We start from the raw sequence: 12,882 nt of genomic DNA on the forward strand, positions 1-12,882 counted from the left end.
GGATGCTCCCATGGCCAAAACATCACACCTGACAGCCCTGCTGACTGCGTTGGCAGTGGCATTTGCCGCTGGCCCGACCTTTGCCGACCCAGGTAACGGCAAAGGGCAGGGGCACGGCAAGGCACAGCATGCTCAAGGCCAGGGCAATGCAGGTAGCCACAAGCAGGGGAAGGGCGGTAACGATTGGCATGGTGGCCCGTCCATCGACCGCGGCGATGTGCTGGCTATTCTTGGCGGTCACCGCAGTTACTGGAGCCCAGGGCCTGCATTGCCGCCCGGCATTCAGAAGAACCTGGCGCGTGGCAAGCCGCTGCCGCCCGGCATCGCCAAGAAGCTGGATGGTCGCTTGCTGGGACAGTTGCCTCACTACGATGGCTATGAGTGGATGCAGGCGGGTGCGGACCTGATACTTGTCGCTGCGGCAACCGGGATTATTTACGAAGTGTTGAACGGGGCGTTCGACTGAGCAGTGCTGAGCCACCCCGCGCAGGCTAGTCAGCGCCGCCGCAATACCGTGGCCAGCCCAACGGTCAGCGCCACGGCGCAGAGCATGGCCAGGCTGATGGCGACGGTAACGCCCCACGTGTCGAGCAATGCTGCCAGCACCAGGTAAAACGCAATTACGCCCACCGCCCCAATCGCATTGCCCCGCACCATGGCCGCCATGCCGGCCCGGCCATTCTGCACATGGGCGAACACCACCAGCGGCCAGGCAATCACTGGAATCGGCGCCAGCATCCCGCTGGTTGCCGGGCCCAGCCAGCTGGCCAGGCGGGTGGTGATCATCAGCAGGGACGTGGCAGCTACCATTCGCAGTGGGATCTCCCAGTACCGGTGCCGGGGGCGGGCCAGGGTATCGGGTTTGGGCTCGTGACCGCTGGCGCGTATCAGCACGCCGATCAGCACCAGCGCCACGGCAATCGACAGGTACAGGTTGCCCCAGTGAGTAAACGCATAGGCAGCCAGCCCGTAAAACAGCAAAGCCAGCGGCACTGCCTGGGCGAGGCCGAGACTGCGTGTGGCCAACAGGTAAAACATATAGGTGGCTTGCACCGCCGCCAGGCCGCCCAGCGCGCCGGGCAATGCGCCCAAGGCGAAGGCTGTGCCCTGTTCCAGGCACAGGAAGGTCATCACCAGCGCGGAGGTGATCGGGAGGCCGGACAGCAGCCCACCCAGCAGGCCGCCCCAGCGCCGCGAGGCAAGGGAAATGGCCCACATCAGCAGGGGCGTGACAATCAGCTTCAGGTAGAACAGGGTCATTGCGGGGGTGTCCAGGCTCGGTAAAGGTGCGCCCGCCGTCAGCATTGGGTGGGGCGCGGATGAATCAGGTGCGGCTGGCCTCCAGGGCCTGGGCGAGGTCGGCGATGATGTCGTCACTGTGCTCGATGCCGATCGACAAACGTACCATGTCCCGTGGCACGCCGGCCCTTTCCAGCTCTTCATCGTTGAGCTGGCGGTGGGTGGTGGAGGCGGGGTGGCAGGCCAGCGACTTGGCGTCGCCGATGTTCACCAGGCGCACCACCAGTTGCAGCGCATCGATGAAGCGTGCACCGGCCGCCTGGCCTCCCTTGATGCCAAACGACAAGATCGAGGCGGGCTTGCCACCGGTGTAACGCTGGGCCAGTTCATGCTCGGGGTGGTCCGGCAGCCCGGCATACTTCACCCAGGCCACCTGTTCGTGAGCCTGCAGGTAATGGGCGACCTTCAGCGCGTTTTCGGTGTGGCGTTCCATGCGCAGGGCCAACGTTTCCAGGCCTTGCAGGATCAGGAAGGCGTTGAACGGCGACAGCGCGGCGCCGGTGTTGCGCAACGGCACCACGCGGCAGCGACCTATGAAGGCGGCGGGGCCGAAGGCTTCGGTATAGGTGACGCCGTGGTAGGAAGGGTCGGGTGTGTTGAGCAGGGCGAAACGCTCCTTGTTGTCCGCCCAGGGGAACTTGCCGGAGTCGATGACGATGCCGCCGATGCTGGTGCCGTGGCCGCCGATGTACTTGGTCAGCGAATGCACGACAATGTCCGCACCATGTTCGAATGGGCGGCACAGCACTGGGGTGGCCACGGTGTTGTCGACGATCAGTGGCACACCATGGCGGTGGGCGGCTTCGGCCAGTGCAGCGATATCGACGATATTGCCGGCGGGGTTGCCGATGGACTCGCAGAACACCGCCTTGGTGCGTGGGTCAATCAACGCTTCGAGGGCCGCGATGTCGTCATGGGCGGCGAAGCGGGTATGGATGCCCATGCGTGGCAGGGTATGGGCCAGCAGGTTGTAGGTACCACCGTACAGCTTGGCCACCGAGACAATATTGTCGCCGGCCTCGGCGACCGTCTGGATGGCGTAGGTGATGGCTGCCATGCCCGAGGCCACCGCCAGCGCGCCAACCCCGCCTTCGAGGGCGGCCATGCGCTGCTCCAGCACGTCGTTGGTGGGGTTCATGATGCGCGAGTAGATGTTGCCGGCCACCTTCAGGTCGAACAGGTCGGCACCGTGCTGGGTGTCGTCGAAGGCGAAGGAGGTGGTCTGGTAAATGGGTACGGCCACCGCCCGGGTGGTCGGGTCGGGGCTGAAGCCCGCATGGACGGCGAGGGTTTCCAGCTTCATGCAATCGTTCCTTGAGCGTGGGTGGAAGCGTTCGAGCATGCGGTGGTGCGAGGGCGTGGGTCAAGGGCGTCGTGCCGGCGCTCACTGGGCCTGGGCAGATTGTAAAGATAGGCAAAGATTCCCCGGGCCATCATGCCGCCGCTCTAGAATCCGCCCGCTGCCGCACCGGCCCACGGTGGGCGGCAGATCTAGCCTTGTGGAGCGTTCCAATGAAGTCGAAACACCTTTTCCGCGGAACGCACTGCCTCGGCCGGGCTGCAACAGTGCACCCGGCGCGAGTGCACTCACCACACGATCCGCTCGCCGTCCCACCCCCAAAAGCTTCCACTCTCTGCCGGCCCAAGCCGCCCCACCTGCTCGATCACGCACTGTGCGGCAAATGCCGGCTCAAACAGCCTCCCTTCCGGCACGTTCCCCTGAAACGGTCGCGACAGTTCGGTATCGGTGGTTCCCGGATGCAGTGCCAACAGGGTAGCCGCAGGGTTGACGCGTTTCAGCTCGATGCTTGCCGTGTGCAGTAGCTGATTCAGCGCCGCCTTGCTCGCACGATAGCTGTACCAGCCACCCAGTCGGTTGTCGCCGATCGAGCCAACCCTGGCCGACAGCGCTGCAAAGGTTGCGGGCTGTTTGCGCAGCAATGGCAGCAGGTGCTTGAGCAACAGGATGGGGGCGAACGCATTGGTGGCGAAGCTGGCCTGCAAACTGGCGAGGCCCAATTGGCCCAGCGACTTCTCGGCTTTGGCCCCCTCCTGGTGGAGGAGGCCGAGTGTGCTGATCACCAGATGAAGGTGCGTGCAGGCAATGCCCACCTCGCTTGCAAGCGCGGTAAGTGCCAGCTCGTCGCGCGCATCGTAGTCCAGGAGTACCACGCGTTCGCCATGTGCCTGGGCAAGTGCAAGCAGCCCGTCAGCGGCGCTGGCGTGCCGCGCCACGGCCCAGACCCGGCTTACATCGTCGCGGGCCAGCAATGCCGTGCACAGCGCCAGGCCTATGCCTCGGCTTGCACCGCAGACCAACACACTGGCTTTGCCGGTCAGTCCGGGGATCAAAGCCATTGAGCGCGCTTCGTGAGACACTTTTGATCACCCTTGCAGGTTCGTTTCACAGTCCTGCTACTGGAGTTCTGCCTTTCCGGGTCCGAGGTTGTGACGGCTGCGTAGCGCAGCACAGCTAGTCTACGTTGCCGGCAAAATAGTGGCTACTGGCGCATCTTGCGCTGAGTGTTCAGCTTGCACAGTTTCAGCAGGTGCCGTGATTGTGTGAGAAAGCTTCGGCGTCGCGTGCCTGTTGGCCACCCCGAATGGCACATGCACCATTGGCAGATTCCCGGCAGGCGATTGCAAGTGAGTGCGCTGGTCGTCAAAGAACACATGTGGCTTGAGGATCGACAGCACCCTGGGCTTTTCCATCCCGCCTAGAAAGAAGCATTCATCCGGCGACACGCCCCAATCCTTCAAGGTCGTCACCACACGCTCATGCGAGGGGGCGTTGCGTGCCGTGACGATGGCGATGCGCAGAATCCGCTTGTAGTTCGGGTCTTCTGCCAGCTTGCGATCCTCCAGCATGCGAATCAGTGAAAGTTTGCGGTACAAGTCTGCCAAGGGCCCTGGCGAGTGCGGGGTGCCTTTGTGTACGCGCTCATGTTCCTGAAAGTCGTTCAGGTTGTCGTTGCGCTTGTACACGCTCTCTGCCTCGTCATCGGCAATCACGCCATCGAAGTCGAAGGCCACCCGTAGCTCGGTGTCTATTTCATCGTCGTAGATGCGTGTGGGCAGCACCCGCCCAGCCGGGTAGTTGGCGTCGATGGCCTTTTGCACATCTTCCTCGTTGGCACTGAGGAACAGCGAGGCATTGAACGCCGGGATGTATTCATAGGGCGAGCGGCCCGACATGAACGCCGCGCGGGTAATGTCCAGCTGGTAGTGGCTTATCGAGCGAAACACCCGCAGGCCGGTTGCCGGCGAGTTGCGTGAGAGCAGCACCACTTCCACTGGCAATTGGTCGGGGAAGGCCTGGTTGATGCTCAGGAAGCGGCGAATGAACGGGAACGCCACTCCCCGGGGAAACGGTTCGTCCAGGTTGTCTTCCTGGTGCTGACGGTAGGCCTCGACCCCTTGGGTCTTGTAGATGTCGTCTGAGACAGTGAGGTCGAACAGCGCACTTGAGGCAACGCCGATGACCAGTTTCTGTTCAATGGGGTAAGGCATGAAGCTGCTCCTGCAAGTGGCCTGGGGCAAGTGTACGCGTACGCTGTGTGTAAAGCCCTCAGGCCTACGGCGTCAGCCCGAGCAGCACTTGAATCTGGTACTGCAACTGGCTCACATGTTCGCGCTCTGCGCGCAGGGCCGCGTGCAACGTACTGTTCTCCTGTTTGTGAAGGCGGGCGGTTTGCTCCAGTTCACGGTCGCTCTGCAGCAAGTTCCACATCTCGCCTTGGCGGACGGATTGCAGGCATACAAGCAGCAGGGTGATGCCGCAGACACACAACAGGGAGATTTCCAGCGCTTCCATTTAATGTTTCCTTGGGACGTGGCAACAAGCCGGTAAGCGAGACGATATGTCTATTATGAATACATGTCGATATTGGTGACTTGTACAGGTAAAGGAATGGTGCAGGTTCCGCGGGGCTTGTTGGGTGCGGCAGCCTGCAGAATCAAGGCAATCTGATATCACGTTATGGATGCAGCACCATTCTGCCAAGGCTTTGCCTGCAATCGGCCTGTTGTTGGCAGAAGAAGGGCAGTTTTGCCCAAATATGGCTGGTTAGTTGACATATACAGGAGGCTTTACGTGGCTTCGAGCAAGCCGGTCAGGTTTCTTAGATGCTGACCAACCACTCAAATGCGCGACGCATCAGTGGATCCGGTGATGCCATTTTGATAGCTTGCCGCCCATTACCGCTGTATCCGGACAGGAATTGATGAACCAGCCACACGAACACAGCACTTTGACCCCGCTCGCGAAGCCGACGGTGGACAAGGTGATCGAAAGCACCGCTCAGGCAGACACTTCACCTCAGCAGGCCGCTGAGCAAGGCACGTTGCAGGCCAGTATCGATGCACTGAACCAGAAGCTTGTGGCCAGTACCCTGGCCCGGGTGCAGAAGGAAGGGGTTATCCGCAAGCGCCTTGAACAGCACCAGCAGCAACTGGCAGAAGGCAACCTGGCCAGGGAGGGCCTGTCGAACACGGTGACCACGGCGCTGAAGAAGCTCGCACAGGCGACAAACACCCAGGCAGACCGCGTGGACAGCGTGGAGGCGCGGTTGGCCAGCCTGGCCGAACGCCAGTGTGAGTGCGAGAGCCAGCGAGCGAACGGTTGGCCAGCGTACCTGGAGCGTCATGCGGTGTCGTTGGTGGCCTTGGCTGTGGCGGTGTTCACGCTGGGGCTGCACGTGCTTGGTTAATGCCCGCTACAGGGGCCTGCGCACGCTGCACGACAGCTGCTCTACCAGAAAGTCCACAAACACCCGCACCCGCGCCGGCATCGCAGAGCCGCCAACGAACACCGCATGAATCGGCTCGCGATCGTCAGGGTTGTACGCCTCCAGCAGCGGTACCAGCTGCCCGCTGGCCAGGTCATCGACCACGGTGAAGGTACCGATGCGCGCTATGCCAGCCCCCAGCCTGGCCAGTTGCGCCAGGGCTTCACCGCTGCTGCATTCGATATTGCCGGTCACCTTCAGTGAAAACACTTCGCCATTGCGGCGAAACGGCCAGTCGGGCGCGGCGCGGCGAAAGTTGAAGCGCAGGCAGTTGTGCCGGGCCAGGTCCTCAGGCACCAATGGGGTACCGCAGCGTTGCAGGTACTCGGGCGAGGCGACCACTACCTGGCCGGTTTCGCCAATGGCACGCGCACTCAACGAGCTGTCTGGCAGGTGACCGAAGCGCAGCGCCACGTCGGTCTGGCCGCCGAGAATGTCGGCAACCTCGTCGCTGAGGGTCAGGTCGACCAGCACTTGAGGATAACGCGCGCTGAACGCTGCCAGCAGCGGCACCACGGTCAGGCGGCCATGGCCAAGCGCCGCGCTGACCCGCAAACGTCCGCGTGGCACGCCTTGGTCGGTGATGGCGTCCTCTAGCTCCAGCATGTCGGCCAGCACCCGCCGCGCACCGCGCAGGTAGGCCTCACCCTCGGGGGTGAGGGTGATCGCCCGGGTGGTGCGCAGCAGCAGGCGCGTGCCCAGGCGCTGTTCGGTGCGGGCGAGGATGCGGCTGACAGCAGAAGGTGTCAGGCCCAGTGCCCGGGCGGCGGCGGACAGGCTGCCTTCTTGCGCCACCCTGGCAAAAATCTCCATCTCTCCGGATCTTCCACTGAAGTCCATTTGTGTCTCGCAGGCAAAGGTGATTCGCAAAAACGCAGTCTAGTGCGGTTTTTAAACACTTTGTAGCATTTGCGGCATAGATAAGGAGCTTGCCATGCGTATCAATCCACCTCTGGTCGCACTCGCCATCGGTGCCTTCGGCATCGGTGTCACCGAGTTCGCCCCCATGGGCATGTTGCCCAGTATCGCCACCGACCTTGGCGTTTCCATTCCTGCTGCAGGGCTGTTGGTCAGCGCCTATGCCATCGGTGTGCTGATTGGCGCGCCGCTGATGACCCTGGCCACGGTGAAGATCCCGCGACGTTACCTGTTGATCGGGCTGATGGCCATTTTCACCTTGGGCAACCTGATGTCCGCGCTGGCCAGTGACTACGCCAGCCTGCTGGTGGCCCGGGTGGTCACTTCGTTGAACCACGGCGCATTTTTCGGCATCGGCTCGATCGTTGCGGCCAGTGTGGTGCCGCCCGAAAAGCGCGCTGGTGCCGTGGCGGCGATGTTCATGGGCTTGACCCTGGCCACCATCGGAGGGGTGCCGCTGGCGACCTGGTTTGGTGAAATGCTGGGCTGGCGCACAGCGTTCTGGGGTATTGCCGGGCTTGGCCTGGTGGCGATGACCACGCTCTGGTATGCGCTGCCCAATGTTGCATTGCCCAAGGGTGATGGGGCCATGGCAGAAATCCGCGTGTTGGGCCGCGGCCCGGTATTGGCGGCCTTGCTGCTGACCGTGGTGGGTTCCAGTGCAATGTTTACTGTGTTCACCTACATCGCGCCAATCCTGCAGAACGAGGCGGCGGCGTCTACCACCTTCGTGACAGTCATGCTGGTGCTGTTCGGGGTGGGCCTGACCTTGGGGAATATGTGGGGTGGCAAGGCGGCGGACCGCTCTATCGATCGCACGCTGATACTGTCGTTGGCGGTGTTGATTGCGGTGCTGCTGGTGTTTCCGCTGGTTCTGGCCTGGCCACTGCCAACGGCCTTGGCGGTGCTGGTCTGGGGGGGCGCCAGCTTTGCCCTGGTGCCGCCGTTGCAGATGCGGGTGATGGAAGCGGCCAAGGATGCGCCCAACCTGGCGTCGGCGGTGAACATCGGCGCGTTCAACCTGGGCAATGCGATTGGCGCGGCGCTCGGTGGCGCGGTGATCAATGCAGGGTTGGGTTACTCGGCGATTGCCCTGGCAGGGGCGGCGATGGCGGCTTTGGGGCTGGTGATGGTGCTGCTGTTTGCCTGGCGTGGTCGGGGGGTGGCGGGCCAGGTTGCGGTGTAAGAAGCGGGTATCGCCGGGGCTGCACGTAGCCCCGGCGTCTTCCTTTTTGCTGTTAGGGCGTGCCGTTGCGACCATGCAGGTGATAGGCCGGGCGCTCGCTCAGGCGTTCGTAGTAATCACGTACGGCCGGCAAGTGCGGGTGCTCGAACGGTGTTTCGAACCAGCGGTTGACCGACAGGCCGACAGGGATGTCGGCCAGGGTGAACTGGCTGCCGGCCACATAGGCACCGGTGCTGGCCAGCTGGCGGTCGAGGATGTGCATGTAACGTGACCACTCGGCGCAGCCGGCGGCAAGCGCCTGTGGGTCCTGGTGGGCGGGCGAATGCCTGACCAGCGACATGAATGCATAGCTCCAGGAGCGGTTCAGGTCCGAGGCCTGCCAGTCGATCCACTGGTCGATCCTGGCCCGTGCCTGCGCCTCGCTGGGGTAGAACGCGGTGGCACCGTAGCGGTTGGCCAGGTAGCGAATGATGCTGTTGGACTCCCATAGCGTAAAGTCGCCATCCTGGATCACCGGGATCATGGCGTTGGGGTTAAGTGCTAGGAACTCGGCACGGTCGGTAGGCTGGAAGCCCGAGCCCCAGTCTTCACGCTCGAACGCGACCTCGAACTCGGCACAGGCCCACAGGACTTTCCGCACGTTGATGGAAGAGGCTCTGCCCAGTATCCGTAGCATGGTGTTCGTCCTTGTAGAGGGGGAGTTGATCGTCCGCCACTGCCCAGGGCTGGTCAAGGGGCAGATCAGCGACTGAGCGCCCCTTTAGCCGGTTCTTGTAGTCCATTTCCGAAAGTAACCCTTTCCACCCCATTGGTCATTGTGGTCGCGCCGGTAGCCCCCTAGTCTCGGCACGCTCGTAACCCCGAGGAATGGACATGGACAACGACACGCCCCAAAACAGCAGCAAGCTCAATGTCGTGTGCGCGGCAAGCCGGTTTGGCAATGCCGAACTGGTGCAAATGAAACCTCAGCTGCCATTGCGCACCGCACTGATGGAAGCTTCCAGCATCATGGGTTGCATCACCGAAATCACCCGCAAGGCCATCGACAGGCCAGGTGATCGCAAAGCGATGATGCAAGCCACGTTCTATCTGGCAGGCATGGCCAAGGCACTGATCGATGGCCAGTTGCTGCAGATGCGTCAGGCGCGCGAAGGCGAAGGTGACGCCTAGCCAGGCTTGCCTGGGGGCCACGAACTTGGCAACCTTGAGCGGTTTGAAACGCGTATCACCACAGAAGGAAGCATGCATTGAGCTGGGACAAGGTGGGGAAGCTTCTCGTCGCCGTGCTGATTGGCCTGATGGTCCTGTTGGCCGCCTACGCGCTGCTCAGGGGCAACCCGCGCCTGGAGGCGTCACTGACCTATGCTTACCTCACTTACCCCAGCCAGTTCAGCGAGCGTATCAGCAAGGCCAGCGAACAGCTCAAGTACGAGCAGTTGCAGGGGCGTATCAACAGCATCGACCAAGGCGGGCTGAGCCATGATCAGGTCGAGCGGCTGATCGAAATGGCCCAGGCACCTTATGCCCAGCTGTTCGCCAAACCGTTCGAGGCCGGGCTGGTCGATCACCGTACGGGGTTGCTCATCGAGTTGCTCAACAGTGGAGACGCTCAGGTACGTCAGGTGCGCATTCGCTTGCCAGCCAAAGGGCTGGTGCAAGTGCGCGATGCTGCCGGTAACGACACGCTGCTGGAAAACGCCACCGCGCAGGTAGATATCCCGGCCATCGAACCTGGTGGCACCTGCAAGGTATGGGTGTATTTCGACGCCGACTTTTCGCAGATCCGCCAAGGCGGGGTCAGCATCAGCCACGCCGACGGTGTAGCCAATGTACAGGTGTACCACGAGGTCATCGGTTTCCCTGCCACGGTGGCCCGCTACAGCCGTGAGCTGATGGTGTTGCTGGGGGTGTTGGGGCTCAGTGTGTTGGGCCTTGGGTATGCCTGCCTCTCGCGACGTCGCGCGGTTTGACTGCGCCGGTCAACATTCGCCATCGTGCAGCGCCAGGCTCTGGCGCAACTGTTCCAGCATGGCCACGCGCAGCACATGGGGCGCATGCACCCGGATCGAACCGGCCTGGGACAGCAGCCAGGTCATCAGCGCGCGGTTGTCGTCGACGCTCGCCTGCAGCGTGGCACCGCCATTTTCTTGTGGCGTCAGTTGCATATCCGTAGACAGTGGCTGCGCTTCCAGGCGCCGGGCCAGTACGTCATCGACCCAGGCGTGCAGTTCAATGCGCGGCGGCGAGACAAGTACGTCGGGCTGCAAATGTTGTGCTTCGTTCAGGTCCAGGCCCGGTTGCCAGTACCAGCCGTAAGGTATGCCTTTGCTGTTGCATTGCAGTGGGAACAGCGCAGCGAGCTCGACCAGGTCGCGCTCAACAGTGCGTTTGCTGGTGGTATGCCCCACGGTCTTCAGGGCGGCCTGCAACTGGGTGGAGCTCATTCCCGGGTGGCGGCCGGGCAGTAACTTGAGGAGCTGCCACTGGCGGGCGATGGTATGGCGGGTGGGGTGGCTGGGCAAAGGGCTCGTCCTTGAAGCAGGCGCCAAACCTGTCGAGTGATGGCGTATGGCTATTGCCTCAGCATACCCTTTTGCTGAATGGGATCCAAGTTTTCGGTCGAGGCATTCAGTGTCTCTGGATGACCTATAAGCTAGAATTTCTCCCTTCGGCATTAACGGAGTGGAGCAAGCTTGGCCACACTGTGCGTGAGCAGATCAAGAAAAAACTCGGCGAGCGTTTACAATCGCCCAAGGTACAGGCCGATGCGCTGCGTGACTTGCCGAACCACTACACAATCAAGCTCAGGGCCTCCGGGTATCGCCTGGTGTATCGGGTTGAGGACGAGCGAATCGTTGTCGTAGTGGTTTCGGTTGGTAAGCGCGAGCGCAGTGGGGTCTACCCTGCGGCTCAAAGCGTTAGATGATGGCACGCTGGTGCATTCACAATATGCTCAGCGCCCGCCATACACACTACACCCCACCCCGTCGCACATGCTTCACCAGCACCTTCTCCAGCAGCTCCCACATCGCAGGCTCCGTGCTGAACGCCACATTGAACCGCATCCACCCGGTCGCCTTGGCATCCACCATGAACAACTGCCCAGGCCCAAGCATGATGCCTTTCTCCAGCGCATCATCCAGCAGCGCCGCGCTGTCCGGAATGGCCGGGTGGCGGGTCCAGATGTACATGCCTTCATCCGATTCGATGAACAGTTCAAAGCCCAATCGATGCAAATGCCGGCCAACTTCCTGATGCGCCTCGGCCAGGCGTTGGCGCAGGCGCTTGAGGTGTTTGCGCCAGCGGCCGTCGATGATCGCGGCGTACACCACGCGCTCCATCACCTGTGAGGTGGTCAGGCCCGAACGCATCTTCAGGTGCAACAGTTTCTGCATCAGCTCGGGGTTGGCCAGCATGTAGCCGACCCGCACGTTGGGCGAAATGCTCTTGGAGTAGCTGCCCACGTACACCACCTGCTGCAGGTGGTCGAGGCTGGCCAGGCAGGGCTGCGGTTCGGCGACCATGTCGGCGTACAGGTTGTTTTCCACCAGGCGGAAGCCGTGCTGGCTGGCCAGTTGCAGCAAACGGTGCAACTGCGGCAGCGGGGTGCGGGAGCAGGTCGGGCTGTGCAGGTGCGGCTGGGTGAAGAACGCGGTCGGGCGGTGGTGGGTGAGCAACTGCTCCAGTTGGTTCAGGTCGTAACCGGCCGGGGTGCGTGGCACGCCGATCAGTGTTGCGCCCTGGGTGCGCAGAATGCTCATCAGGTTGGGGTAGCCAGGGTCGTCCACCAGCACCACATCGCCTGGGCGCACCAGCGTGCGGGCGGCCAGGTCCAGGGCCTGGCTGGCGCCGTGAGTGAGCATCAGTTGCGCAGGGTTGGCGACGATCGACAGCTCTTGCTGCAGGTTCTGCGCGGTCAGTGCACGCAGCTCCATCAGGCCCATGGGGTCGCCGTAGCCTGACAATTCCAGCGGGCTGCCGGCCACCTGGCGCAGGCCGCGACGCAGGCCGTCTTCGTACATCCAGTCGTTGGGCAGCCACCCGCACCCCGGTTTGTACGGCAACTGGCGGATTTCGAAGATCTGCTGCAGGTACCACTCGGAGTTGAACGTTGGTCGACTGGTATCAGCCTCGGCGTTGTGCGTGTCCAGCAGTTCGCCCGCCGCGCGGTTGACGAAGAACCCCGCATTGCCACGGCTTACCAGCAGCCCTTGGGCGACCAGGCGGTCGTAGGCCTCGACCACGGTGAAGGTGCTCACCGAATAGCTCGCGGCAAAGGCGCGGATCGACGGCACCTTGGCGCCTGGCTTGAGGGTCTGGTTATCGATCAGCTCGCGCAGCCCGTCAATGATCTGGTTGACCAGCGGGGTTGAGGAGTCTGGATGTAATTCGAACATTCGGGGCCTTCAGGGTGCGTATCGCCTGGCGTTTGCAGGGTGTACTGCATGGGCGACCTGTACAGTGCAGTGCGAGTTTCATGCCACTGTGCATGGCTCTCTGCGTCGGACATTTTTACATTAGGTGTCGGATATCGCCACATAAAGCATGTTCAGTTCGCCCCAGGCAGCCGCCCTGGGGCGCGTCAGCAGGCCGCCATGGAAGGCCTGCGTGTGTTCGTTCACACCTTCCTGCCCGCATTAGCACTGATGTACAGGTGAAACCGCCAGCCATCGGGGTTTCACGGTTTTCCTT

General features: G+C 62.4%; 15 protein-coding genes. 6 read left to right on the forward strand and 9 right to left on the reverse strand.

Annotation, left to right across the window (positions count from 1 at the left end):
- The first annotated feature begins 10 nt into the window (after positions 1-10).
- Positions 11-466 (forward strand): anti-virulence regulator CigR family protein, encoded by a 456-nt coding sequence (locus B9A31_RS06410; protein ID WP_019097834.1) that lies wholly within the window; start codon positions 11-13, stop codon positions 464-466.
- Positions 467-495: 29 nt separating this feature from the next.
- Here the strand turns inward: B9A31_RS06410 and B9A31_RS06415 are convergent, their stop codons facing one another.
- The 5 genes from B9A31_RS06415 to B9A31_RS06435 all read right to left on the reverse strand — a co-directional run bounded on the left by B9A31_RS06415 (position 496) and on the right by B9A31_RS06435 (position 5,113).
- Complete coding sequence (locus B9A31_RS06415; RefSeq protein WP_025752740.1) at positions 496-1,260, reverse strand: hypothetical protein; 765 nt, start codon at positions 1,258-1,260, stop codon at positions 496-498.
- Positions 1,261-1,324: 64 nt separating this feature from the next.
- Positions 1,325-2,602: a bifunctional O-acetylhomoserine aminocarboxypropyltransferase/cysteine synthase gene (locus B9A31_RS06420; protein WP_019097832.1), complete on the reverse strand. Its 1,278-nt coding sequence runs from the start codon at positions 2,600-2,602 to the stop codon at positions 1,325-1,327.
- 284 nt (positions 2,603-2,886) lie between these two features.
- Positions 2,887-3,657 (reverse strand): SDR family NAD(P)-dependent oxidoreductase, encoded by a 771-nt coding sequence (locus tag B9A31_RS06425; RefSeq protein WP_025752738.1) that lies wholly within the window; start codon positions 3,655-3,657, stop codon positions 2,887-2,889.
- Between the two features lie 120 nt (positions 3,658-3,777).
- Complete coding sequence (locus B9A31_RS06430) at positions 3,778-4,809, reverse strand: 5'-nucleotidase (protein ID WP_019097830.1); 1,032 nt, start codon at positions 4,807-4,809, stop codon at positions 3,778-3,780.
- 64 nt (positions 4,810-4,873) lie between these two features.
- Positions 4,874-5,113 (reverse strand): hypothetical protein, encoded by a 240-nt coding sequence (locus B9A31_RS06435; protein ID WP_027614998.1) that lies wholly within the window; start codon positions 5,111-5,113, stop codon positions 4,874-4,876.
- Positions 5,114-5,522: 409 nt separating this feature from the next.
- On the opposite strand from B9A31_RS06435, the gene B9A31_RS06440 reads away from it, so the two are divergent.
- Positions 5,523-6,008 (forward strand): hypothetical protein, encoded by a 486-nt coding sequence (locus tag B9A31_RS06440; protein WP_019097828.1) that lies wholly within the window; start codon positions 5,523-5,525, stop codon positions 6,006-6,008.
- 6 nt (positions 6,009-6,014) lie between these two features.
- On the opposite strand, the gene B9A31_RS06445 is transcribed toward B9A31_RS06440, so the two are convergent.
- The gene (locus tag B9A31_RS06445; protein ID WP_016711216.1) at positions 6,015-6,926 is read right to left on the reverse strand and encodes a LysR family transcriptional regulator; all 912 of its coding nucleotides are present in this window, start codon (positions 6,924-6,926) and stop codon (positions 6,015-6,017) included.
- A 94-nt stretch (positions 6,927-7,020) separates the two neighbouring features.
- Between B9A31_RS06445 and B9A31_RS06450 the strand changes: the two genes are divergently transcribed.
- Entirely contained in the window at positions 7,021-8,190 is a 1,170-nt protein-coding gene (locus B9A31_RS06450; RefSeq protein WP_084296746.1) for an MFS transporter, read from the forward strand.
- A 52-nt stretch (positions 8,191-8,242) separates the two neighbouring features.
- Here the strand turns inward: B9A31_RS06450 and B9A31_RS06455 are convergent, their stop codons facing one another.
- Positions 8,243-8,866 (reverse strand): glutathione S-transferase family protein, encoded by a 624-nt coding sequence (locus tag B9A31_RS06455; protein WP_019097826.1) that lies wholly within the window; start codon positions 8,864-8,866, stop codon positions 8,243-8,245.
- A gap of 197 nt (positions 8,867-9,063) precedes the next feature.
- Between B9A31_RS06455 and B9A31_RS06460 the strand changes: the two genes are divergently transcribed.
- Entirely contained in the window at positions 9,064-9,360 is a 297-nt protein-coding gene (locus B9A31_RS06460; protein ID WP_019097825.1) for a DUF3077 domain-containing protein, read from the forward strand.
- Positions 9,361-9,437: 77 nt separating this feature from the next.
- Positions 9,438-10,160: a hypothetical protein gene (locus B9A31_RS06465; protein WP_016711212.1), complete on the forward strand. Its 723-nt coding sequence runs from the start codon at positions 9,438-9,440 to the stop codon at positions 10,158-10,160.
- A gap of 9 nt (positions 10,161-10,169) precedes the next feature.
- On the opposite strand, the gene B9A31_RS06470 is transcribed toward B9A31_RS06465, so the two are convergent.
- Entirely contained in the window at positions 10,170-10,712 is a 543-nt protein-coding gene (locus B9A31_RS06470; protein WP_019097824.1) for a WYL domain-containing transcriptional regulator, read from the reverse strand.
- Positions 10,713-10,831: 119 nt separating this feature from the next.
- Between B9A31_RS06470 and B9A31_RS06475 the strand changes: the two genes are divergently transcribed.
- Positions 10,832-11,116, forward strand: coding sequence for a type II toxin-antitoxin system RelE family toxin (locus tag B9A31_RS06475; protein ID WP_026020392.1), 285 nt, complete (start codon positions 10,832-10,834; stop codon positions 11,114-11,116).
- 46 nt (positions 11,117-11,162) lie between these two features.
- Here the strand turns inward: B9A31_RS06475 and B9A31_RS06480 are convergent, their stop codons facing one another.
- On the reverse strand, positions 11,163-12,587 hold the full coding sequence (locus tag B9A31_RS06480; protein ID WP_019097822.1) for an aminotransferase-like domain-containing protein: 1,425 nt from the start codon (positions 12,585-12,587) through the stop codon (positions 11,163-11,165).
- Positions 12,588-12,882 lie beyond the last annotated feature (295 nt).

The sequence above is a fragment of the Pseudomonas sp. URIL14HWK12:I5 genome (assembly GCF_900176445.1).
GTDB classification, from domain to species: Bacteria; Pseudomonadota; Gammaproteobacteria; order Pseudomonadales; family Pseudomonadaceae; genus Aquipseudomonas; species Aquipseudomonas monteilii.